The sequence below is a fragment of the Bacteroides sp. BFG-606 genome (assembly GCF_024788145.1).
In the GTDB taxonomy this organism is placed as follows: Bacteria; Bacteroidota; Bacteroidia; order Bacteroidales; family Bacteroidaceae; genus Bacteroides; species Bacteroides vicugnae.
This window is the reverse complement of the sequence record NZ_JANUIL010000001.1, coordinates 840,356-864,625: the sequence shown is the minus strand read 5'-3', so window position 1 is coordinate 864,625 and position 24,270 is coordinate 840,356. Positions and strand designations below refer to the sequence as shown.

The window sequence follows — 24,270 nt, the reverse complement described above, 5'->3', positions numbered from 1 at the left end:
TTATTTTTCAACGCGGATGGGGATTTCTTTCTTGATACTCTGTTCCAGAGAAATCAATGTCTCGGTAGCTACCACACCCGGTATTTCTTGCATTTTGTTATTCAGCAAATCCATCAGATGTTCGTTGTCGCATGCATAAAGCTTTGTCAGCATTGTGTACGGGCCTGTAGTGAAATGACATTCCACAATTTCGGGAATCTTTTGTAGTTCCGCTACGACAGATTTGTACATGGAGCCTTTTTCCAGTTTGATACCCACGTAGGTACAAGTTCTGTATCCCAGCGATTTCGGGTTAACATGGTAACCAGAGCCTACAATGACACCTAGGTCAATCAGTCTTTGCACACGCTGATGAATAGCTGCGCGTGACACTCCACATTCGGCTGCTACGTCTTTAAAAGGGATGCGGGCATTCTGGGAGATAATCTCTAAGATCTGCCTGTCGAGGTTGTCTATTCTTTCCATAATAATAAATTGTAATTTCCTGTTGTTATCAAATAGTAAGCAAATATAGAGATTTATTTTAATTATTCTTCTTTTCCGAGAAAAAAAATAGGAAAAAGCAAAAAAAGAGGCGCAAATGTTTTGCGCCTCTTTCCTTTTTCTATTTAGAAAGAACTTCCTTATTTTTCGATGCTTACCAGTTCAACTTCGAAAATCAAAGTAGAGAACGGTTTAATCTGGTTGCCGGATTCTCTTGCACCGTAAGCAAGGTCTTGAGGGATGTAAAGTTCCCATTTAGAACCTACAGGCATCATAGTCAATGCTTCTGTCCAACCTTTGATTACTTGGTTAGCACGGAAAGTAGCCGGTTCGTTACGTTTGTAAGAGCTGTCGAATTCTGTTCCGTCGATCAAAGTACCTTTGTAGTTTACTTTCACTTTGCAAGTGTCAGCAGGAATTTCACCCTTACCTTCAGTGATTACTTTGTATTGCAGACCGCTCGGAGTTGTTTTTACACCATCTTTAGTCTTGTTCTCAGCAAGGAATTTTTCGTTTTCAGCTTTGTAGTCAGCATATTTCTCTGCCAAAGCTTTTGCTTTGATAGTTTCCATAGCTGTACGAGTGTATTCTTGAGCTGCTTCCATGGTCATTACGCCGCCTTTTTCCAAAGTACCTGCGATGAAACCTGCCAGGAAGTTTTCTTTGCTGATAGTTTTAGTAGAGTCAGTGCCAAATAATTCCTGGTTGATACCTTTCATCATCTGGTTGCTGATTTGCTGACCGATTTGCAGACCTGCCATGTAAGCGATGTCTTTTTTGCTAGTCTTGTTTGCGCCTTCGTTCAAACCTTTGATGAAATCTGCCATGTAGGTAGTATCAACGTCCAGACGACCTGTCAGATAGCCTTTCAGACCTTGAGTCTGAGCCATACCGATAGAATAAGACAGTGAGTCGATGTCTGATTTCAGATTTGCTTTAGGAGCTTGAGCTGTACAAGAAGCAAGGCTTGCAGCAGCGGCGATTGCCATAAAAATACTAACTTTTTTCATTTTGCTTTGAAATTTTTTATTTATAATACTTCGAGTAATTCTACTTCAAAAATGAGTGTGCTATGAGGAGGGATCATTTCCCCGGCACCTCTTGCGCCATAGCCGAGTTCTGACGGAATATACAGTTTCCATTTAGAACCTTCCGGCATCAGCTGCAACGCTTCCACCCATCCCGGGATTACTTGGTTGACACCGAATACAGCCGGTTCTCCGCGTTGGATAGAACTGTCGAACAGCGTACCGTCGATCAATGTTCCTTCATAGTGGCATCTTACCTGGTCGGTAGCTTTCGGCTTTTTGCCTGTACCTTCTTTGATAATTTCATATTGTAGTCCGCTGGGAAGAACAACTACCCCCGGTCCTTTTTTGTTTTCTTCGAGGAAAGCCTGTCCTTGCTCGATAGCAACGGCACCCATTTTAGCTTCCAGTTCTTCGAAATACTTGTTTACTATTTCGCGGGCTTCATTGTGGCTGATAGCCGTCTGATTGCCTTCCAATACGTCTTTGATTGCTTGTGCGAAATCATCTACCGCAAGGTTTCCGATTCCCATACTTGATAAGTTTTGACCAATTCCGAGGCCAATAGCGTAACTGAATTTATCCATATAATGTTTTTTGTTGGCGATTGAAATGCATCACCATCATGGTTTTAGCTTTCAATCAATTGCAAATTTATGAATCGCAAAAGTACGTGTTTTATTTGAATGATTTAGCATTTGCTATTTAAAAATTCTTATATCTGTGAAAGTTAATCGCTTTTCTTTTAAGAATTAGTCCTTTTATTCGTAGGATTTAATCGGCTTATTCTTATTATTTAGGTTGGTTTATGTAGATAATTAATCGTCTGACAACTGTTGAACTTGCGTCTGACAATAGTTGTTGCCATAAATAATGCTAACTATCTGTATCTTTCATCTTAAAGTTCTGCATAAACCGGATTATATTAAGCGTAAGAAAGTGTTCTTTTATTCGATGATTCTGATTACATTTGTGTGGCTATTAAAAAAGAAGGAGGAATAGTAATGAAGAATCTGGTAGTTTTGACGGGTGCGGGTATGAGTGCCGAGAGTGGGATTAGTACATTTCGCGATGCAGGCGGTTTGTGGGATAAATATCCTGTGGAGCAGGTGGCTACTCCTGAAGGTTATCAGCGTGACCCGGCTTTGGTGATTAATTTCTATAATGAACGTCGGAAACAGTTGTTGGAAGTAAAGCCGAACCGTGGACATGAATTGTTGGCAGAACTGGAGAAAAACTTCCATGTAACGGTGGTGACACAGAATATCGATAACCTGCACGAACGTGCCGGGAGCAGCCACATCATTCATCTGCATGGCGAACTGACGAAGGTGTGTTCCAGTAGAGATCCTCATAATCCCCATTACATAAAAGAACTGAAACCGGAAGAATATGAAGTGAAGATGGGAGACAAGGCCGGCGACGGCACTCAATTGCGACCTTTTATCGTATGGTTTGGAGAAGCTGTGCCGGAAATTGAAACAGCCATCCAATACGTGGAGAAAGCGGATATTTTCGTTATTATCGGTACGTCGCTTAATGTATATCCTGCAGCGGGGTTGCTTCATTATGTACCGAGAGGAGCAGAGGTGTATCTGATTGATCCGAAACCGGTAGATACGCATACTTCCCGTTCGATACATGTAATTCAGAAGGGAGCTTCTGAAGGAGTGGCTGAATTGAAACAATTGTTGGGAGTTTGAGAGGTTTTCTCTTCCCGGTTTTATTCCAGTTCGGTGGCAAAAATATGATTGTTCCGGAGTACTTCCGATATTTCGAGTGCAGAGATATCCCTGCACTCGATTCTTAATATTTTCTCCCAGTCCTCAAAGTCCACATTCCATTTGTCTATTTGGGGGAACTCTGCCAAAAGCTCTCCTATGCGCTTGATGTCACGCCTTTGGGTGATAGAAGTTCGAAAAATCAGAATCTTATTTTCTTTTTCCATATTCTTTAGAGTTTTATTTTAATGAACGGAACTCCCGGATCGTCATACTGAAATGTAACCTGAAATTGCGACTTAAAAGTGAAAGGCTGCTAAAGCCGCAAAGGCGGGCGATTTCGGTGGCGGAAAGTTCCTTGTTTCGTTTTAATAATAGGGCTGCTTTTTCAATCCGGGTGCGTTTGATATAATCCGTAGGCGTTTCGCCCGTCAGGATTGTAAATACGCGATGGAAGTGGAAAGGAGAAAAGCAGGCGATACCTGCCATTTTCTGTAATGATAACGGCTGGTCTATGTGATTGTGAATATAGTCGGTCACTTTATTGATCCGTAACTGATATTCCTGTTTATTGATATCTTTCGTCTCCATGTTTTCTGCAAAGTAAAGGATAATAAATGCCGGAGAGTTGTCCTATCTTGCTAACTTCTCCGGCAGATAATCAATCTCTTTTTTGTCCTATATAGAATACGTAGCCGTAGTATTCTTTATACTTATTATATAGGCTCTCTTCATACCGTTGCCCGGTGATGAGGTCTGCGGCTGCGTCATTTCCTGCATATTCCTTTAAGAAAGCTTCCTGAACCGGGAATTGGGGAGCATAGAAATGCTCGGTCCAGCAATTTTCCGGTAAAATGAAATGGGCTGTCGGGATATATCCTGCTTTTTCCATTTGCATTATCTTTCTTGGGATCGTATCGATTTCCGGGTAATTGGCCATCCAGAAGTCTTCTATTTCGGAGGGACGTTCCGGGGTGAACCACGAGGCTTCCGTTACAGCGATAAATCCGTTCTTTTTCAGGAATTTGTTCCATTCGTTCATGCCGCGTTCGAATCCTATATTGTAGATAGCGCCTTCGGACCAGATCAGATCGAGCTCTTCCTCTTGAAACGGCAGAGCGTCCATGGAGCCGACGATACCCTTTACTCTGTCTTCACAATGGGCTTCTATTGCATTTTTGTTGAATAGCTCGATAAAGTTGGGGAAAAGGTCGATACCTGTAATTTCTCCTTTCGTATAGTTGGCTAATGCCATTGTCTGACCGCCCGTGCCACAGCCAATGTCGGCTATTCGTGCCTTGTCGGACAGTTCGTTGATGAAGCTTACGGCTTTTTGTGTGACTTCAGGACTTCCGGGACCTTGACGTTTTAGTGCCTTGAAGTAATTACATATCAGTGTAAAATCGAATTCGTGGATTGATTTAAAATCGTTACTCATTGTTTTAATGTTTTAGTTGTACGGCGAATGGAGGCATATAATGATGCTTGCAACCATTTGACCATACAAATAGTTTGAAAATTTAGATATAGAAAATAACTCTGACAAGAGTATGTCAGAAAACATAAGGGATAATCTGTAATGAGAGGAGGTTTACAGATTATTTACAGAACGGAATCCTTATGGAATGAAAATGAGTTAAACATCCAATTTTTCTTTTAGTTTGTGGCAAAGATAGGGCTTTAGCTGTAAAACTCAATGATAACTTGATTGAAAAAAGACTGTATACCTGCATTTTAGCAAGAATAGTCAAATAGGAATATGTTTATATATCCGGTTGTATGGATGAGATTGATCGCCCAAATTGATTGAAACTACATTTTTTTGAGTTATTTTTGTCGAATATTGAATACAAATCTCTCATTTAATGTATGATACCGATGAAAAGCAAATTATTACTCACATGTACCATCCTGTTTTTCTGTTCCTCTTTTCTGTGCGGACAGAATCAATCTTCTAAAGTGGCAAACTCTGTTGAAACGAATAATGGATGCATCCGGCACCCGTGGCAAGGAAAAAGAGTGGGATATTTGGGAGACTCTATTACAGATCCCAACTGTTATGGCGACAAGATAAAGAAATACTGGGATTTTCTGCAGGAATGGCTGGGAATTACTCCTTATGTATATGGTATCAGTGGCAGGCAATGGAATGATGTGCCCCGGCAAGCCGAGCTGTTGAAGAAAGAACACGGTGGAGAAGTAGATGCTATCGTGATTTTGATGGGTACGAATGATTTTAATGACGGTGTACCTATTGGAGAATGGTTTACGGAAACAGAAGAACAAGTGATGGCAGCCCGTGGACAAACCCAAAAGCTGGAAACCCGTAAGAAACGCACTCCTATAATGGATGGAAGCACGTATAAGGGACGTATCAACATAGGAATCAATAGACTGAAACAACTCTTCCCGGACAAGCAGATTGTGTTGCTGACCCCGTTGCACCGCTCATTGGCCAATTTTGGAGAAACGAACGTGCAACCGGATGAAAACTACCAGAACAGTTGTGGCGAATATGTGGATGCCTACGTGCAGGCTGTTAAAGAAGCCGGCAATGTGTGGGGAGTCCCCGTGATTGATTTTAATGCGGTAACCGGATTGAATCCGATGGTGGAAGAACAACTGATTTATTTCTACGATGCGGGATATGACCGTTTGCATCCCAGCACGAAAGGACAGATACGCATGGCACGAACGCTGATGTATCAGTTGCTTGCGTTGCCTGCTACATTTTAAATAGGCCGGACAGAATTCTATGAAATTGTACGCTATTCTATAGTACATTTTCTGCAAACCTGTAATTTTGTCTTCTATAAATAATAGAACCTATGAGACATAAACTTCTGTTTTCTTTTTTCATCTTTTTGATCGTTGCTTTACCGATTCGTAGTAAGGATTTTGTTTTGACTTCCGGTCAAACAGTTGTCATCGCTTGCAGCCCTTCTGAAGAACTGGTTGTACGAACTGCATTGGAAATGCTGGGGCGTGATATTCAGACAGTATTGTCGTCGACTACCCAAACGAATGAGAAAACAGGTGAAATTGTGATAGGAACGGTGGGACAGAGTGAGCTTATCAGCCGGACCGGTGTAGATGTTTCTGCGTTAAAAGGCAAGAAGCAGGCTTTTCTATTATCTGTTTCTCCGGAGAGTAAATTGGTAGTAGCCGGCAGTGACAAACATGGAACGGCTTATGGAATACTCGAAATATCCCGCTTGCTGGGTGTCTCTCCCTGGGAATGGTGGGCGGACGTGACTCCGGAAAAGAAGAAACTTTTTAAATTACCTTCCAAATTCCAAAGCCTTCAGGCTCCTTCAGTGGAATATCGTGGTATCTTTATTAATGATGAAGATTGGGGCTTGATGCCGTGGAGTAACCGGACTTATGAACCTTCAAAAGTGAAAGGGGAAATCGGTCCGCGTACCAATGAGCGTATCTTCGAACTGCTGCTTCGTCTGCGTGCCAATACCTATTGGCCTGCAATGCACGAATGTACACTTCCTTTCTTCCTGACCGAAGGCAACCGGGAAGCTGCCAAGAAATATGGAATCTTTATCGGTGCTTCCCACTGCGAACCGATGGCTTGCAATGCTGCCGGTGAGTGGAAACGAAGAGGGGAAGGGGCTTATGATTATGTGAATAATGCTCCGGCTGTTTATAAATTCTGGGAAAACCGTGTAAAAGAAGTGGCAGATCAGGAAATACTCTATACGCTGGGAATGCGTGGTGTACATGATGGCAAGATGCAAGGAGCGAAGACGGTGGAAGAACAGAAGGCGGTAATAGACCGTGTGTTTGCAGATCAACGCGGGTTGATTGAAAAATACGTAGATAAAGATGTAACTAAAGTACCGCAGGTTTTTATCCCTTATAAAGAAGTACTCGACATTTATCATGCCGGATTACAGGTGCCTGATGATGTAACATTGATGTGGTGTGACGATAACTATGGCTATATCCGCCATTTTCCTACGGCCGAAGAATGCGCACGTAAAGGAGGGAATGGAGTCTATTATCATGTTTCTTATTGGGGACGTCCGCACGACTATCTCTGGTTGGGTACGATGAGCCCGTATCTGATCTTCCAGCAAATGAAACTGGCTTACGATCAAGGCATACAGAAGATGTGGATACTGAACGTCGGAGATATCAAGCCTGCCGAGTATCAGATAGAGTTGTTTATGGATATGGCCTGGAATATAGAAGCTGTGTCCTCGGAAGGAGTGACCTCTCATTTGAAACACTGGCTGGAGCGGGAATTGGGAACTTCGTGCGCAAAGGCGGTATTGCCTGTGATGCAGGAACACTATCGTCTGGCCCATATTCGTAAACCTGAATTTATGGGAAATACGAGGGAAGAGGAGAAAGATCCTGTTTATCGTGTTGTCAAAGATCTCCCATGGAGTGAAAAAGAAATCAACGGACGTTTGCAGGCTTATGATAAATTGTCGGAGGCAGTGGAACGGGTAGCTTCGAAAATCCCATCCGGCAGACAAAGTGCTTATTTTGAATTGGTGAAATACCCGGTGCAAGCTGCTGCACAGATGAACCGGAAATTGCTATATGCCCAACTAGCCCGCCACGGAAAAGCGGATTGGGAGAAAAGTGATCTTGCCTATGACAGCATTGTGGTATTGACAAAACAGTATAACTCACTGGAAGATGGAAAGTGGAATCGCATGATGGATTTCCAACCCCGAAAACTTCCTGTATTCAATCGCGTGGAAAGAAAAACGGCTACTTCTCCGATGATGAAAGAGCGTGTAGCCATCTATAAATGGAACGGCTTGGATGGGAAGAATATCTCGAATGGAAGGAATACCTTGAATGCGCGGAAAGGAACTTCTGCTATTTGTGAGGGTCTGGGATATGAAAGCAAAGCGACAGGCATTGACAAGGGAGATGCACTGATGTTCTCTTTTGACAACTGGAAAACAGACTCGGTAGAGGTTGACATCCGCTTATTGCCTAATCATTCAGTGAGGGGAGATCAACTACGTTTTTCAATATCGTTGGACGATGCAGCGCCTGAAGTGATCTCTTATGAAACGAAAGGACGGAGTGAAGAATGGAAAGAGAACGTGCTGCGCAATCAAGCTATCCGAACGGTTCGACTCCCGATATCCGGAAAGAAGTCCCACAAATTGGTAATCAAGGCATTGGACGAAGGGGTGATATTAGACCAGGTGATGCTTTATATGCCGGATAAACCCTAATCAGTTTGTATGATAGATTAGAAGATGAATGCTGTAAAAGAGAATATACGATGGTATTCATGATAAAAAAACAGCCCTGCTGCCAGTTAAAGGTAACAGGGCTTTCTCAATCATGCAATTATTTGTAGGGTATTGGGGATTGTGTCATGATTGAGTACCTTATGAATGTGCGAAAAGTTCGTCTATCTTTTTCTTGAGTTCTTCTCCGCGTAAATCTTTTGCTATAATTTTTCCCTCCTGGTCTATGATATATAATTTAGGGATGGCATATACCTGATAAAGTTGTGCAATCGGGCACTTTTTCATGCCCTTGAGGGATGATACATGAGCCCATGGAATCTGTACTTTATCAATGGATTTTATCCATGCTGTTTTTGAATTATCCATGGAGATACCCACTACCTTTAGTCCTTTATCCTTGTATTTTGCATAGATTTCTTTTACAGTAGGCATTTCTGCTATACAAGGAGCGCACCAGGAAGCCCAGAAATCGAGAATAACAATGTGCCCCTGCAAGCTTTTGAGCGAAAGTTCTTCTCCGCTGACAGTCGGTAATGTGAATTCGGGCGCTTTTGTTCCCGGAGCTAAAGCTTTCATCTTGGCGATACTTTCCTTTAGTTCGATTCCTTTCGGAGAGTTTCTGGCCTTTTCTCCCATACGGTTGTAGAATGCCTCCGTCTCTTCTATAGGAATACCTTTCAGTAGATTCATGGTAATGAAGTAGGGGGCAGCGAGGCAGTTTCCGTATTGGTTTAGAAAATCATTCTTCTCTTTATCACGTGTGTCAATACATTCCTGCAGTTTTATTCTTTGGGCTTGTTCATTCTCGGAGTCACCGTTTGCTTTCGCACGTTCGGCCTCTCCCTCCAGACCGCCCATCGATATCTTTCGGATAAAGTCATTCCCCCAAAAAGATAGAATATTAGCGACAGCAGCATGCTCTATAGTGTCACCTACTATTGTGAAAGCTGCATCGGGATGTTTGTAGTAATATTTAATGTCCTTGATATTGACCGTTGCCGGGCGACCGTCTCCCATGAGAGTACGGAATCCTTTATCTCCTTCAATGGTAATCGAGAGAGGTTGCATTTCATTTAGATTTCCCGCTAGCCGATATGTTCCGTTCGAAGCTACAATGGCGGAATCGATACAGGTGCTTTCCGGTGTTCCGGATGGAAAAGCATTCAAGTATACCTTTTTGCCTTCAGCTCCTGTCCATGTTCCGGAGATTTGGTAGGGAACCTGTGCAAATATGGTGCTTATCCCCGATATATAGAGGAAGAAAGCTGTTATTAATGAAGATTTTATCATATAGTCTTATTGGATTATTTAGTCGTTAAAGTAATCTGACGGATACGGGTCGTCCGGACACGCTTCATTCTGCATTGCTATGGGGTCCATCATAAGTCCGTTTTTGATGAAATTCGCCACGAGTAAAGCACGCTGCTTGAGGATTTCAAAATCTGCTCTCGCAAATATTTTATCCATTTTTGATTTGGGAGTGGTAAGGATGAACGAAATATATTGTCCCAGATCGTTGGCTATGTTGTTATAAGGGGGAATAATCAGATCATTGTCCAGGTATATTTCTCCATCTACATAGGTATTTGCATATAAAGAATATTCTATGTTCGAGAATTCTCCTTGCGGGTCATCTTCTATATCCAGCATATAAGACCATGGTTGCTGTAAACTTCCGAATTGCTTGATGGTATAATTCTCCTTAAATGGTTGGTATATGGAGTTCAGGACAAATCCAAGCACATTGGTTTGTAATGTATTCCAATCTCCCTCTGTCCATGTATCCATTTCTTTTCCCAAATGGGCTATGGCAACTCCATGAGTCTCTACCTGCATTACATCTTGCAACCGGCTTTTATCATAAGTCACCGTGTTGCAGATAGAGTCAACGAAGAATATGCGGAAAGGCAGATATTTCTCAATGAATGTATCCGGATATTTTTGAAATGCCTTATCTTTCAGGAAAAGGGTAACGTCACTAATATAGTGCTTGTATTCTGCTTTTACGGGAGCATACCAGTAATTTCTTGAACTCGACCATCCGAAAGCCAGATCCGATCTGTTAAAATCATATAATATTCTACTCCCATATTTTTCATAGAAAGCATTGATATTCGCATCTTCCGGTGCATCAGACGGATCATAAATTGTTTTTCCCAATTCATCTATGGGCGATAAAGAGTCTTCGGAACAAGCAAATAGCGTCATTAGTGAGATGACGGTGCTGCAAAGTAAGATGTTGTATATGAATCTCCTAATCATAATCCTTATTTATTTTAGTCGTTATTATTCAAGGCTTCCAGATGAAGAAGCTCCAATGGTTTCGCGGAAATTATTAATAATAGCTGTATTATACGAGGTCTCATCTTTCGGAATTGACAATACATAGTTCGGGCTATTATTCTTTAGTTTGTATACTTCATAATTCTTCTTGGTACTGAAAAGCCAATGTTCCTGTGCCGGCATTCCTTGACGGCGCATATCCCAGAAACGCATAATCTCTTCAAAGCATAGTTCTCTTCGGCGTTCCTGCCAGATGAACTTAATCAGATCTTCTTTGCCGGAAAAATCGGCTGCAGTTTTCTCTGCATTCGGGCTGCCGGACTTATATTTCTTTACCCGCAGTTGGTTCAGAATCCTGATAGCATCTTCACTGACTCCGTTTGCTTTCTGTGCATAGGCTTCTGCCAGATTCAGATACAGTTCGGGAGTTCTCCATGCCTGGCTGGTATAGTTATTACCCGAACGGGCATCGTATTTCAGAGTGAAATATTGACCAACGTAATATGACGGTTTTTTGGCCGTACCATATTTGTAGTATCTTCTTATGAAGTATGCCAACTTACGCAAGTCATCTTCATCATACAGGTTTATTAGTGCATTGTCTCCTGTCCATGATGTATGGAACCCGAATTCATAGTACCTTAGATTAGTGTCAGTGGAAGATAGATAATCCAGTATCTTATTATCATTCCGACCGAAAGCGAATATGACTTCATTCAGGTTGGTATTATTGGCACAATAAGAAGGACCTTCGAGTCCAATATCCTTAACTCCTGTACTATTAAATCCAAGGAGTGCCTCTTTTTCGTCATTAAGATTGTAAATCGACTCATTCAGATTCAGGAACTTTTGGGCAGCCTTGATAACTCCATCCCAATCATTCTGAAACAATGCAATGCGTGCTGCCAGGAAATAGACAGCTTCGGGAGTGATCTCCATTTTGGAAGCTTGGGTATCGGCACCTTCCAGATGTTCCTGCGCTTTCTTGATGTCATCGTTGATTAGAGCATATACCTGCCCTATGGTAGCGCGTTCATGAGAAGTCACTTCGATTTCTGAAGATGTCTTGAGCACTACACCCGGTTGATTCAGGTTCTCCGTAGCATAAGGTAAAGCGTAAGTGTTGACTAGACAGAAATAATGGTAGGCTCTAAGAGTATATGCTTGAACGGCAAGTTTGTGATAGAGTCCCGTTTGCGTTTTTTCAGCATAAGTCATAGTAGGCAGGGCTTCTATGATAGTATTACATGCCAGGATATTGCTGTATCTTCCGCTCCAGAATAAGTCGGAAAGATTCTCCTGATAATCCTTTTGCCAAATGAATGCATTCTGACCATAGCCGGCTTTGGGGTCGATGCCCTCTTCCCAGTTGGTCACTTTGCTGTCTCCTACCATTTCCGTATCATAATCCAAAGGCCCCATTTCCACATCATCCGTCATTAGGTTGACGAAGGAGATTTGGGAATTGAATTTATCGGGATAACCCTCTCCAAGCAGGATGGGAGCATAATCGTCTACTGATTTAGGGATCAACAGGTCCGAGGAGTCCTCTTTCAACAGATTATCACAGGAGAAAAAAGATATTGCGATAATGCATGGTAAAGTGTATTTCGATATTTTAAGCATTGTTCTTTGTTTTAGTAGTTAGAATGAGATATTTACTCCTAAGCTGTAAGTGGGAAGCTGGGGAATTCCGGTTCCATTAGTTTCCGGGTCCAGACCATTCCACTTCTTATCTGCAATGGTAAAGAGATTGGTTACCTGCATTCTCAACATCAGGCTGCTGATATTAAGATGGCTGATAAGATGCTTTGGAAAAGTATAGCTTAAAGCAACCATTTTAAGTTTCAGGAAGTCGGCTTTAGCCACACGGATATCACTGTAATTATACATTTGATAGGCCGGGATAGCTACCCCTTTTGTCGAGTCGAATGTATCGTATACCTTACCTTGTTCGGTGGAAAAATAATTATCCTGGGCATTACTGTTGAATGCAGTCGGAAAGACGGTCTGGTCGCCCGCCTGTTTCCATGATGCCAGCCAGTCGGTGCTTAGGTTGGATAGCGGATCAATATAATAATTATTTCCGGTGAAATAATCAGGAATACGTGCCACACTTCCTATACTATAAGTAAAATTCATCGAAAGCGAGAAGTTCTTATAGTTGACTTGTGTATCAAATCCTCCTGTTAATTTAGGGAAGATAGAGCCGCAACGCACTAATGACATATCACTCTTATTCCCTTTGATGGAAACTTTTCCATCCTTGGTATAGAACATCGGATAACCGATATCTTGATTCAAACCTGCAAATTCGTAGGCATATAGTGAGCCGATAGGTGCTCCCTCGACTGCTAACGTACCTGCCAGCATCTTATTCACTACTTCTACGTCGCTCATATTTTCGGGATTGGCGTAGGTGATCTCATTGACATTGCGACTGAAGTTGACTCCCAACCGCCATTCCCAATCTTTGGTTTTCAGCAGTCCGGCATTGATAAAGCCCTCGAAACCTTTGTTGGTCATTTTACCCGCATTGTAATATAAGAGACTTCTTCCGTTGGAAGAGGCAACAGCTTTGCTCATGATAAGGTCGGATGTCTTTTTGCCGTATATATCGAGCCCTCCGCGGATTCGTCCCTTGAGGAGAGCGAAGTCGACAGCGACGTTCCATGAGTGTGTTTTCTCCCACCGCAAATCAGGGTTGGGCAATTTACTGATTTTGGATATGGGAAGTCCCAGGATATTATCTCTGTCACCTGTGGTTACAATCAGATAGGGAGTAGAGTCTTCATGGATATTTCCCTGAATACCGTATGAGGCTCGTAAAGACAACACGTTCAATAATGAGATATCTTCCATGAAAGCTTCGTTCATCAGGTTCCATTTTACGGCGAACGAGTAGGTAGGCAACCAGCGGTATTTCGGGTTACTTCCGAATTTATTGGAGCCATCCGAGCGGAAATTGGCGTTCAAGATATAACGTTCATCGTAAGAATAGGAGCCCACCCCATAAAAAGAGGCCACCTGTGTAAAAGAGTTTGTGTTGGACGGATCAGTTGCGTTCTTTTCGGCATAATCTGCAATGTATTTGTCTGTCATTACCGGGTTGAACTGCTCCCCGAAGTCCGGAATCCATCCATATCCTGTGGAAGAGAATCCTTTATAAGCAACTCTTCGTGTCTCGATACCTCCCATCAGAGTCACGTGATGAGCATTTTGGAGAAGTTGGTTATAGGTAATCTGGTTTCGGATGGTATAACCTGTCTTCCGGATATTGCTTTGTGCCAGCCTGCCACCGTAGGGGAGTGCGGAGGTCCAATAAGCGTCATCGTATGCAGTATACCTGCCATAGTCATATTCCCTGATTTTTCCTATTTCGTAAGATTCTGCGGTAGCCCAGTCCCGGGTATACGTATTTCCATTCTGCCAGGAGAAAGTACCCTCATAGGTCAGCCCGCGGATCAGTTTGACATTCAACTGTAACAGAGCGTTGAAGTCATCCATCTTGGATGATTTACCGGTGTTTTCCAACTCTTTGAGTATGTTGTAACCCACAGATTCCGTTCCAAGTGCTCCCGATTTCTCATAAGTCATGTAATAAGAATCATCTGTATTGTAGGCAGGGATGGTACGTGATTTGGTATAAGCGTAATCGAACGGATTCACTCCTGTGGCATAACCGCTGTTGGAAGTCGTGGTGAAATCAATTTTAGTCATAAAACTGATATGTTTGTTGATTTCTGCCGAGAACTTAGCCAATGTCGTGAATTTCCGCGAGTCGGACTGCTTGGATGAACCCTGAATGTCCTGATAGCTTACGGACACATAATAAGTGACTTGATCTGTTCCGCCCGATACATTGACATTATGAGTTTGGGTAATACTGTTGCGGAACAGATGGTCGAACCAATCGGTATTCCTTACCTGCATGTCGGATACTTGCGTTTTGAATTCATCCAATGTGATATCTTTATTCATAAGTGCTTCATAAGAAGCCTCATACGTAGGGCCATAAGGCACGCGGCCGAAAGTATAGCCCGCATCTACCAGTTGTTTGGAGAATGCTACACGCTCTTGTGAATTCATCAGATGGTAGTTGGAGTAGGACGGGCGGGTGTTGACCGTCATATTGCCGTTGTAGGTAATGATTGGTCTGCCTGCTTTTCCTTTTTTGGTCGTAACTACGATTACTCCATTGGCTGCTTTCACACCATAGATTGCGGTTGCGGATGCATCTTTCAATACAGTAATGCTTTCAATATCCTGTGGGTTTACTCCGGAGATGGCGTTACCGATTAGATACTCTGCATCCTCACTGTTGATGTCGGAAGCAGTGAAAGGAACATCCTGCTCCAGAATCACTCCATCCACTACCCATACCGGTGATTTATTACCATTGATTGTTGCATTACCACGAATACGAATCCTGGGTGTGGCGCTCGGCTCCCCCGAAGTATTCATCACTGCCATGCCCGGTATGGTTCCCTGAAGCATCTGGTCGATTGAACCGACTCCCTGTACCATGATGTCTGCCGCTTTTATCGATGAAACAGCACTTGCAGACTCCCGGCGATTCATCACCTGATATCCTGTAATGACCACCTCATTCAAGGTGGCATCACTTTCTTTCAGCATGATGGGAGATACTTTCTTGTTAGCAATTCCTTTTTCAACGGTAACTTTCACTTGCTTCATTTCCATTCCCAGATAAGAAATCCGGATGGTGTAGCTTGCATCATTTTCTATTAAAAAGCTATATGCCCCGTTTATGTCGGTAGTTGTCACCCACTTTGTTCCCTCAATGATGACGTGTGCTCCGGGAAGCGGCTGCTTGTTTTCGTCAATAACAACACCGTCCAATTGGCACAATCTGGCTTTTGCCGCGGCTTCCGGACTTCCGGGTTTTAAGGCAATCGTGATAAATTTGCCGTTTATCTTATACACCAGAGGTTTCTTACCGATCACTTCGTCCAGCGTTTCCGTAACCGTTTTATTCTTGATAATCCCTGTGACACCATAAACAAAAATGTCTTCATAGTTAAAGATAAACTTGTATCCACTTGCTGCTTCAATTTTTTTGAAAGCATCGGCCAGCCGTTCATTCTTGAACTCAAGTGAGATTCTCTTTTCACTTTGTTGCCCCTGCATAGTGGCGCTGAATGTTATTAAGGTTATAAATAACCATAACATTTTCGCCGCAAAGTGATTCCTTTTGTTCCTTTTGAAAGAATTAGTCCAAATTTTCACCATGATTGTGCGTTTAGTGTTTGATAAACTTTGTTCTTTTATTCCGATAAAACTCTCTCGAAAGCTTTTTTAAGGCTTCTATGTTTTTATTACGTTTCAAGAATCGGAATGGGTGACAGAAAAGATACTTTTTTTGAGAAAATATGTGCAATAGGTTTTAATATCTCTTTTTTGAATGGTTTTGTTGTGCCTGAAAGAATCACTATTCTAACAAAATGTAAAGTGTTAATGGATAAAAACTGCCATATGACTCCGTTGATGGTAGCTATATGGCAGTTTTTTAGTGCGGGATAATTGAAAAATTATTTTGTGAAAAGTTCGTCCATTTTTTCAGCAAGTTTTTCTCCGCGCAAGTCTTGTGCTATGATTTTTCCTTGTGCGTCAATGATGTACATACGCGGAATTCCTGTCACCTTGAACCGTTGTGCTACGGGACATTTCCATCCTTTTAGCGAAGAGACATGTTGCCAGGTCAGCCCTTTTCTTTCGATGGCACCTTTCCAGGCCGCTTCTTTCTCGTCCAGTGATACGCCGAGTATTTCCAGACCTTTGCCGTGATATTTCTCGTAGATTGCTTTCAGATTGGGCACTTCTGCCAGGCAGGGGCCACACCAGGAAGCCCAAAAGTCGAGCAACACAATATGTCCGCGGAGATCGTACAAGGAAAGCTTTTTTCCGTCGGGGGTAGTCAATTCAAAGTTGGGGGCCATACCGCCTATATTCACCTGTTGCATATCTTCCATTTTCTGCTTTAGGGCTACTCCGGGAGCTGATTTCTTTACCCGGTCTGTTAGGTTATCATAGAAAGCCTGTACCTCATCCAGCGTCTGGTTAGTCATCAGATAACGCTCAAAGAAATAGGTTGAGGTGATATCATTGCGTGTTGAGTCCATATAGTTTTGCACTGATCTTGTAATCAGGCTGTCTATCATGGCTACTTTGTATTTGGCAGAGTCGATAGCGGTAGTGTCTTTCGAGTCCAACGCCCGCGACAGGGTTATCATTTTTCCCAGCTGGAAGAAAGAAGCGGTGGTAGAAAGAGTTTCACCCGATTTCAGAACTTCCTGTTCGCGATCCCCTTTGACTGCTATCTGACAGGTATTTCGTGTTCTTCCTTTCTTATCGGTGACTGTTTTTTCTTGGATGGTGACTTGAAGCGGGGTGGTGTTGACAAAGATTTCGGCTTTGTTTCTGGGACTGCAACTGATGGCCATACGTTGTTCTTCTTTTACCTGTCCTTTCAGTGAAAAAGAGAAATCTTGGGCAACCTTTACCGAATCAACGGTTTGCAGGCTGTCGGCTGTAATATATTTCTGTAGATAAACCGTTTTTCCAGCTCCGTTTTTCCAGGTTCCTTTGATCTGATAGGGCACTTGTGCCACAGTCATTGAAACGGCTGGCAGGAGAATACAAAGTCCATAAAATCTTTTCATTTTCATCATTCTCGTTTTTATAGTTTACTTATGGTAATCCGGCTACCCTCGAGAGTAGCCTTTACTTTTCCTACCTGATTGAGAAGTTGAAGAACCTGTTCCGGTTGGTTGGTGCGTTCCGCCCAGAAGTTGAAATGATAGCGCATGGAAGCTTCGTCCGTGAAAACAATAGTTAGGTTGTACCACCGTCCGATAGCTTTCATTATTTCTGCCAGTTCTGCTTCCCTGAAACAGAATAAATCATCTTTCCAGACTACGTATTCATTGATGTCCACTTTGCGCGGGATTAGCAACAAATCGTTTTCATCCAGAGGTACATCTTCGCCGGGAGTGAGCTGTAACTCATTTTCTTTCTGGGTGTCGGATACGATGACACTGCCTGATACGAGTGTCACGTGCCGGTTTTCATGCGGATAGGCCCGGAAGTTGAATTCCGTTCCCAATACCCGAGTTTCCGCAGTTCCGCTTTTCACAATGAAAGGGCGGCTGGCATCTTTGGCTACATGGAAAAAGGCTTCACCCTCCAGTGTCACTTTTCGTTCCTTACCGGTGAAACGGTTCGGGTAGTGGAGCTTACTTTCCGCATTCAGCCAGACTTCGGTTCCGTCTTCCAGTACGAGTTTGAAATTCTTTCCCCGTGGCGTGCTTAATGTATGCGTAACCACTTCTTCCTGCACTTCTGTGTCGTTCTGGTAAATAAGGGACTCGGCTTCCAGCAGAGCCCCTGTCTCTGCTAATAATTGTTTGTTTGCCCGATCGGTTATCGATACAATATGTCCGTCACCGGTCTGTAGTTCTATATCTTGTACTCCATCAGAAGCAGGAAAAACAATGGCTGTTTCTGCATACGGATTTTCTTCTTCTGTAGTGGAAAAGATGGAATAACCTATTACAAGCAAGGCGATGGCTGCCGCACTTGCCACCCATACATAATATTTCCGGATGGATGAGACTTTGGGATGCGGGTCTATCCGTTTCCAGGCTTTCTCTATGTCCGGTGCCATTTGCGGGTTCAGGTTCATCAAGGCTTCCCGGTTATCCATCATTTCCTGGAACAGGGCGTGATGGGCTTCCTCTTCGAGCCAAGCAATGAATTCTACCGACTGGCGGAATTTCCAATCGTCCAATGCCCGTAAGGCATATTCATAATCTTGCTCCAGTATGGGTTGCTCTTCAGTTTTCATATTCTATATATTATTACGTTATACCATCAGAAAAGGGTGACAAGAGAAACTTTTTTTTGTTCCTCCATGCTGTTTTTATTCCCCAGTCTTACTCCTGATAAAGGATAAAGCTCTGGATATGTGCGTTTTTACGGTGTTGATCGTAATATCCATTTCTTCTGCTACTTCTTTATATTTTTTTCCGTGGAGAAAACAGGCTTCGAAAACTTTACGGGTTTGCGGGGGAAGCTGGTTGATGGCGGACATCACCCTGGAGATGCGCTCCTGATGATCTTCGTCATCATTGTTTTCTTCCCAATGCTCGGCAGTTTGAGAAATATTAGATGCGTATCTGCTTTTTACATCACAGTGGCGCAGATAGTCGATACAGCTGTTGCGGACGAGTGAATATAATAAAGGTAGTGGTGAAACATCTCCCACTACCGTGTCGTAGTTTTCCCATAAATAACTGAAAGTGTCTTCAACGATATCGTCGGCACATTCCTGATCGTTGACGAGATTAAGGGCGTAGAAATATAACCGTGAATAGTTTGCCCGGAACAAAGCTTCAAAGTCTTTATACTTCTTCTCTTTTGAATAAGTCATATCAGTGTCGGGTTGCTAACCGCAGAACGAACCATGCATGATGCGCCACGGTTCCAATCAGCCCGTAGTGCTTTGCCATGATCCTAAATCTTTCTTTGAGGGATGCTTTCTGATTCCGGGTAGTCATTCCCTCCTCCAGATAGTCGATGATTGTCAGGTGAGTATTGTGCAAAATACGTGCTTTCTTCATGATGCGGATGCACCAGTCGAAATCTGCAGAAAAGCGATATTGCAGATTGTATGGCTCTACGAGCGTGTGGCGGGGGAAGAATGCCTGATGGCAGACTGACATTCCCTGTTTGAAACTTTTCCAGGTGAGCGTTTCAGGGGCGGACAATCTGCGCATCCGCAGGAAATGCCTGTCCTTGTCTACGATAGCGGTTTCCCCGTAAAGTATATCAGGTAGTTCGTTGCCGTTAATGGTGTGCACCATTTGTTGCAGAGTGTCGTCTTCATGAAAACAGTCGCCTGCATTCAGGAAACAGAGATAATCACCGCTGGCAAGGGCGATTCCTTTGTTCATGGCGTCATACAGTCCTTTGTCAGGTTCACTGACGACGGTGTGTATGTGTGAGCGGTACCGGTTGATAATAGAGAGGGTTCCATCCTTGGAAGCTCCATCCACGATAATATATTCTATATGATGATAGGTTTGTGCGATAACACTTTGAATTGTGTCTTCCAATACCTTTTCAGCATTGTACGTTACCGTAATGATAGAGAACTTAGGAGTAGGATGGACACTATGCATATTTCCCCGTTATTTTATTGTAGACATCTGTGTATTTCTTTGCAACGATGCTCTCCGAATAATTACCCAGCACTTTGCGGCAGGCCTGTGCGGAGAGTTCGTTATATCCCGGTTCCGTCAATATCCAATGTATGCCGTTGGCAAAATCTTCCGAAGATTTGTATTGTGCCACATAGCCGTTGTGCAGATGATCGATCATTTCGGGGATACCTCCCACATTAAAACCGACACAGGGCACTCCGCAGGCCATTGCTTCCATAATCATATTGGGAAGATTCTCTTCCAAAGACGGGATGGCGAAAAGGTCTACGGCATTGTAGATATTCACCACTTCATGCTCATTCTTGATATAAGGGAGCGGGTATACATGGAAAGGAAGTTGTTCCTGCAATTGCTGCGATTGGTTGCCGAATACGACTACACCCAATGAGTCTTTCCATTCCGGATGTTTTTCTGCCAACAGTTTGCAGGCTTCGATTAAATAGTCGACTCCTTTGCGTTTGTCGGTGATCTTTAGCGAACCAAACAGAATCAGTTTCTTACCTTCCGGCAGCATGAACTTGGCACGCGCTTCCTTCTTGTTCATAGGTTTAAACAGGTTGGTGTTGATGGCGTTCGGTATATTGGTGACGCTTTTTCCTTCGAACAATGCACTGGTCTGTGCTTGTTCCTTCAGCCAATGGCTGCACGTGACGAAATGAATGGGAGCGTAGCTGTATAACTTCTGTTTTTTGTGGAACGTGCGATAGGATAAATCTTTTCGTCCCCCGCCTTTGTAGATGTACGGACAGTCATGACATTCCTGCTGATAGTTGTTGCACTCCCGCGCGTAATGGCAGATGCCGGTGCATGGCCACATATCATGCATGGTCCAGACTACGGGTTTGCCGGAGGTCAGTATCTTTTGTATATCGTTCAGTGAGAGCATTCCCTGGTTGATCCAATGCAGATGGATCACGTCGGCCTGGCGGAATTCCGGGAGTGAGGTGATGTCTGTACCTGTGTTGGCGATGTCTACGTCGAACAAATGGTAGCGCCGGAAACGGTTGGCGCTCCAGATCACGATACGTTCCCACATGAACTTCCACACTTGCAGCCAGTTGCTTTTCAAACGGACGACGCTGATCTGGTCGGTCTGCTTGTCGCGCACCAGCATTTTGGCTTTGATACCGTTGTTTTTCAGTGATTCCAACAATCGACTTGCTGCGATGGCTGCTCCTCCTATTCGTTCAGATGTATTTATAATCAGGACTCTCATGGGCAAAAGTTTATGCAAATGTACGGTTTTTAGAGGAAATGTTTGATATTTCCAGCAAGCTTTCTGCTATTTCGCGTGAAAAGATTTCGAGGTTGAAACGTTCTTCCGCCAGTTTGCGGGCATTCTCTCCCATGCGCCGTGCCTCTTCGGGGTGGTCGGCGATGTAGCGGATAGCGTCTATCCAGCCTTGTACGTCGTTATATTCTACGGTGATGCCTATTCCTTCCTTGTCGATGTCTATTTCGAAGTTGGGGTTGCGCGAACAGATGACGGGGATGCCGAGGGCGAATGCTTCCACGAGCGTGGTCAGTCCTACGGTATAGGGGAAGTCCAGACAGCAGATTACGATGCAACTTTTGCGTGCCACCAGTTTCCCCAGTTCATAGGGAATCACTCCGTCGGTATAATGGATGTGAATGGAGTCGGGCAATGCATACGGGTCGATGATCTTTTTATAGTTGATGTTACCGCATGAGACGGCAATGTACAAATCCAGTTTCTCGTTCGTTGCGGCAAATGCTTGGAGCAAGGTATCTACGTCCCGGTTTTCTTTGCCGGTGGAGATAAATCCTTCGGGCTTCCGGTCGGGCATTTCTGCAAGCAGGTGGTCGTAGAAAGGAAGATCCGGTCCCCAATGGATGAGTTTCAGTTTGTGGGACGGTGCTTTCCGGGTTTTCTGCGAGTCCTGAATCAGTTTCCGGCTGAATAGGAACATTTGGTCTATGCCTTTGTAGAAAAGGCGGGAGATTTGTTCGCGCCACGGTTTGGGATTGGTCACGACTGCCGTATGATGCCAGATCACGATAGGTCTGCGATACAGTCCCAGGGCACGGAGGAAGATGACGGGTTCTATGCCCCGGAAAGAGGTGGCGTAGAGGACGTCGTATTTCTCCGTGCAGAAGAGAATTTCTTTGGTGGCGTAAAGCATGAGTTTCAGACGACCGGAGAAATATTTGCATTTGTGCATCACGGAGTGTATTCCGTAATTCTCCAGTAAAGGAAGTCCGTATAGGATATGTCCGGGGAATTTATATTCTTTCCATTCCTCGTAGCTTTCCCGCGTGAGGCGGGTATGGTAAAAATAAATAGTAAGCAACTTATTTAGTGGTGCTTGTTTCTTTTCAGCCATTTGTTGATTCGGTTTTTGACAGCTTTCGTAATGAGGGAGAAATTACCGTATTTCAGGTTGAGGAACAGTTCTTCGAACGAACGTCCGATCTTGATCCACGGATGATCCCAGCCCATGATGCGGTAAACGCTCTCTTTGTAGGCAACGTTTTCGATGACGTAGCGGGGATGTTTCAGTGGAAAGTCCACCTCATAGCGCTTCATCGTGAAGATGCGGCGGTAACCTTTGGGCAGGGTATGAATCGAGCCGGCGAAGTGGGTGGAATCTGCCGTTGCTCCGAGGTTGTTGATCATGTTGCGGGTAGGCACGATGCTTAGTCCGGAGTTGAACAGTATGGAGGCGTGGAAGATTGTTTCATAAAAGGCTTTCTGCTGTTCCCGGTGACGCTGGCACATGTAGATAAAGTCGCTCCGGAATTTGCGTTCCTTGATAAGCTGTTCCAGTTGTTGCATGTTGAAGGAGTCGTCCAGGAAGCTGTAGAACTCATCCCATTGGTCGACTACCCGTTTCCAGCTTGCCCATCCCCAGATGGAGAAGGTGGTGGTAAAGAAATAGTCGTAGGGCATGTCTTGGGTGATTTCTTCGGGGTTAAATCCGGCAATCATGCTGATGCGGGTGTCATGTTCGTATTTATCCAGCATCTCCTTGCAGAATTGGAAAAAGGAGACGGCGGGCACATCGTCGTCTTCCAATACGATGCACTTGTCGACTTTCGAAAAGGCCCATTTCTGCGAAATGTATTCCGAAGGGTCGCAGCCGAAATTCTTTTCCTGATAAAGCCGTTCTACTTCACATTCCCAGTCTATCTGTGATACGATTTCACGGCAGGCTTCTATTCCGGGCAGGTCACGTTCGTTTCGTGCTCCGTCCTGATAGAGGAAGAGTCGGGACGGACGCGCTTTCTTCACTTGCTCGAACACTTGCGATAGTTGTTGCGGTCGGTTGAAGAACAGGATAAGTACCGGGACGTCTACTAAAGCGGATTTCATATTCATAGTTCTTGTTTTGAGGTTGTACTGAACGACAGGGCGGCAGGATAGTGGTTGTTCACTTTTTCCTGCTCTTCTTCTGTAAATCGATGCAGGGTTGGATAGTTGTAACGCAAAAATCCTTCCAGGTCATCGGGAGCGGTCACTGTGAGAGGCCCGAATTTCACCGGTTGCAGGTGGCGGATGCTTTCTACGGTTACGTGGTCGGCAGTGGCCATTACGTTGTTGTAGTAACGGGTGTTTCGTGAGTTGAAACAGCTTTGAACTGACACCAGCATGCGGTAGATTGCTTTTTTAGAGAAAAGCAGGTCGACTACCCTGTTCAGGAAACAGGAGAAGGCTCCCCGGTTCGTGGGGTTCTCTATTTCACATGTACCGAAGTGTTTCCACATCCATATCTCTTTTCCCATCAGGCAGCATTTGAGGAAGCCGAGTGCTTCGGATTGTATTCTTCGCAGCAGCTTGTTGTCGGGAATTTTGTCGAATGGGAATATATCGACAAAAATACCCGGATGCATCGGGACATTCTTGAACATTTCTTCTACAAAAAGGGTGTCGTTTTTCTTGACTTTGGCAAAATAATACGGGGTATGAGGGTCTGTTTCTATCCATGAAAGGAAGTAGGAAGGACCTAGTTCTCCGGGAGCCACTTTCAGAAATTTGTTGTAGTTCTCCCGCGTCATGCCTATGTCAATATCATCATCCCAGGGGAGGATCGCCTGGTCGTAGAGTGCACCGATGGCCGTGCCGCCAATCACAAAATAGGGAATGTTGTGTTTCTGACACACCCGGATGGTTTCTCCCAATATGTCGTAGAGTTCGGCATGTAATAAATCAAGCTCTTCGGCTGTATATTTCTTGTTCATCGGAAATGGTTAATGCACGTTGTGCTACAAAAGTAGCAATTATATTGCTAAGTTACTATAACTTTGAGTTACT

General features: G+C 43.8%; 22 protein-coding genes. 4 read left to right on the top strand and 18 right to left on the bottom strand.

The window, feature by feature from the left end; genetic code table 11:
• The 3 genes from NXV01_RS03375 to NXV01_RS03365 form a co-directional block, all read right to left on the bottom strand.
• The gene (locus NXV01_RS03375) at positions 1–465 is read right to left on the bottom strand and encodes an Lrp/AsnC family transcriptional regulator (RefSeq protein WP_004302580.1); all 465 of its coding nucleotides are present in this window, start codon (positions 463–465) and stop codon (positions 1–3) included.
• A 158-nt stretch (positions 466–623) separates the two neighbouring features.
• Positions 624–1,493, bottom strand: a complete 870-nt coding sequence (locus tag NXV01_RS03370) for an FKBP-type peptidyl-prolyl cis-trans isomerase (RefSeq protein ID WP_009001118.1) — start codon at positions 1,491–1,493, stop codon at positions 624–626.
• Between the two features lie 20 nt (positions 1,494–1,513).
• A complete protein-coding gene (locus tag NXV01_RS03365; RefSeq protein WP_008775241.1) occupies positions 1,514–2,098 on the bottom strand; it encodes an FKBP-type peptidyl-prolyl cis-trans isomerase in 585 nt (194 codons plus the stop codon).
• Between the two features lie 417 nt (positions 2,099–2,515).
• Between NXV01_RS03365 and NXV01_RS03360 the strand changes: the two genes are divergently transcribed.
• Entirely contained in the window at positions 2,516–3,214 is a 699-nt protein-coding gene (locus NXV01_RS03360) for an NAD-dependent deacylase (protein ID WP_148365696.1), read from the top strand.
• 20 nt (positions 3,215–3,234) lie between these two features.
• Here NXV01_RS03360 and NXV01_RS03355 read toward each other — a convergent pair whose 3' ends face one another.
• From NXV01_RS03355 to NXV01_RS03345, 3 genes are all read right to left on the bottom strand, one after another.
• Positions 3,235–3,459, bottom strand: coding sequence for a hypothetical protein (locus NXV01_RS03355; RefSeq protein WP_004311131.1), 225 nt, complete (start codon positions 3,457–3,459; stop codon positions 3,235–3,237).
• A 13-nt stretch (positions 3,460–3,472) separates the two neighbouring features.
• On the bottom strand, positions 3,473–3,823 hold the full coding sequence (locus NXV01_RS03350; protein WP_004302575.1) for a helix-turn-helix domain-containing protein: 351 nt from the start codon (positions 3,821–3,823) through the stop codon (positions 3,473–3,475).
• A 70-nt stretch (positions 3,824–3,893) separates the two neighbouring features.
• Positions 3,894–4,670, bottom strand: a complete 777-nt coding sequence (locus NXV01_RS03345) for a class I SAM-dependent methyltransferase (protein ID WP_259021709.1) — start codon at positions 4,668–4,670, stop codon at positions 3,894–3,896.
• A gap of 440 nt (positions 4,671–5,110) precedes the next feature.
• Here NXV01_RS03345 and NXV01_RS03340 point away from each other — a divergent pair, with 440 nt between their 5' ends.
• Together NXV01_RS03340 and NXV01_RS03335 are read left to right on the top strand one after the other, a co-directional pair.
• On the top strand, positions 5,111–5,968 hold the full coding sequence (locus NXV01_RS03340; RefSeq protein WP_074638582.1) for an SGNH/GDSL hydrolase family protein: 858 nt from the start codon (positions 5,111–5,113) through the stop codon (positions 5,966–5,968).
• Between the two features lie 92 nt (positions 5,969–6,060).
• Positions 6,061–8,448 (top strand): glycosyl hydrolase 115 family protein, encoded by a 2,388-nt coding sequence (locus NXV01_RS03335; RefSeq protein WP_259021708.1) that lies wholly within the window; start codon positions 6,061–6,063, stop codon positions 8,446–8,448.
• Between the two features lie 159 nt (positions 8,449–8,607).
• Here NXV01_RS03335 and NXV01_RS03330 read toward each other — a convergent pair whose 3' ends face one another.
• The 4 genes from NXV01_RS03330 to NXV01_RS03315 are packed head-to-tail and all read right to left on the bottom strand — an operon-like array spanning position 8,608 to position 15,903.
• Complete coding sequence (locus NXV01_RS03330; protein ID WP_259021707.1) at positions 8,608–9,759, bottom strand: TlpA disulfide reductase family protein; 1,152 nt, start codon at positions 9,757–9,759, stop codon at positions 8,608–8,610.
• A gap of 18 nt (positions 9,760–9,777) precedes the next feature.
• Complete coding sequence (locus tag NXV01_RS03325) at positions 9,778–10,731, bottom strand: hypothetical protein (protein WP_234133721.1); 954 nt, start codon at positions 10,729–10,731, stop codon at positions 9,778–9,780.
• A gap of 24 nt (positions 10,732–10,755) precedes the next feature.
• Positions 10,756–12,378: a RagB/SusD family nutrient uptake outer membrane protein gene (locus NXV01_RS03320; RefSeq protein WP_258978695.1), complete on the bottom strand. Its 1,623-nt coding sequence runs from the start codon at positions 12,376–12,378 to the stop codon at positions 10,756–10,758.
• Positions 12,379–12,396: 18 nt separating this feature from the next.
• Entirely contained in the window at positions 12,397–15,903 is a 3,507-nt protein-coding gene (locus NXV01_RS03315; protein WP_259021706.1) for a SusC/RagA family TonB-linked outer membrane protein, read from the bottom strand.
• Positions 15,904–16,110: 207 nt separating this feature from the next.
• Here NXV01_RS03315 and NXV01_RS03310 point away from each other — a divergent pair, with 207 nt between their 5' ends.
• Complete coding sequence (locus tag NXV01_RS03310) at positions 16,111–16,296, top strand: hypothetical protein (RefSeq protein ID WP_234133724.1); 186 nt, start codon at positions 16,111–16,113, stop codon at positions 16,294–16,296.
• Positions 16,297–16,304: 8 nt separating this feature from the next.
• On the opposite strand, the gene NXV01_RS03305 is transcribed toward NXV01_RS03310, so the two are convergent.
• The 8 genes from NXV01_RS03305 to NXV01_RS03270 all read right to left on the bottom strand — a co-directional run bounded on the left by NXV01_RS03305 (position 16,305) and on the right by NXV01_RS03270 (position 24,197).
• Positions 16,305–17,435 carry a TlpA disulfide reductase family protein gene (locus tag NXV01_RS03305; RefSeq protein WP_259021705.1) on the bottom strand — a complete coding sequence of 377 codons (1,131 nt, stop codon included), beginning with the start codon at positions 17,433–17,435 and terminating at the stop codon, positions 16,305–16,307.
• Positions 17,436–17,452: 17 nt separating this feature from the next.
• Positions 17,453–18,619, bottom strand: a complete 1,167-nt coding sequence (locus NXV01_RS03300; RefSeq protein ID WP_234133726.1) for a FecR family protein — start codon at positions 18,617–18,619, stop codon at positions 17,453–17,455.
• A 75-nt stretch (positions 18,620–18,694) separates the two neighbouring features.
• On the bottom strand, positions 18,695–19,204 hold the full coding sequence (locus NXV01_RS03295; protein WP_234133727.1) for an RNA polymerase sigma-70 factor: 510 nt from the start codon (positions 19,202–19,204) through the stop codon (positions 18,695–18,697).
• Between the two features lies 1 nt (position 19,205).
• Positions 19,206–19,955, bottom strand: coding sequence for a glycosyltransferase family 2 protein (locus NXV01_RS03290; RefSeq protein WP_259021704.1), 750 nt, complete (start codon positions 19,953–19,955; stop codon positions 19,206–19,208).
• Positions 19,948–21,213: a glycosyltransferase family 4 protein gene (locus NXV01_RS03285; RefSeq protein WP_259021703.1), complete on the bottom strand. Its 1,266-nt coding sequence runs from the start codon at positions 21,211–21,213 to the stop codon at positions 19,948–19,950. Before NXV01_RS03285 ends, NXV01_RS03290 begins: the two co-directional genes overlap by 8 nt.
• A gap of 10 nt (positions 21,214–21,223) precedes the next feature.
• Entirely contained in the window at positions 21,224–22,342 is a 1,119-nt protein-coding gene (locus tag NXV01_RS03280) for a glycosyltransferase family 4 protein (protein ID WP_259021702.1), read from the bottom strand.
• Positions 22,315–23,337, bottom strand: a complete 1,023-nt coding sequence (locus tag NXV01_RS03275) for a hemolysin activation protein (protein ID WP_258978690.1) — start codon at positions 23,335–23,337, stop codon at positions 22,315–22,317. The genes NXV01_RS03280 and NXV01_RS03275 overlap by 28 nt, the downstream gene beginning before the upstream one ends.
• Complete coding sequence (locus tag NXV01_RS03270) at positions 23,334–24,197, bottom strand: phosphorylcholine transferase LicD (RefSeq protein WP_148365682.1); 864 nt, start codon at positions 24,195–24,197, stop codon at positions 23,334–23,336. The genes NXV01_RS03275 and NXV01_RS03270 overlap by 4 nt, the downstream gene beginning before the upstream one ends.
• Between the last annotated feature and the right edge of the window lie 73 nt (positions 24,198–24,270).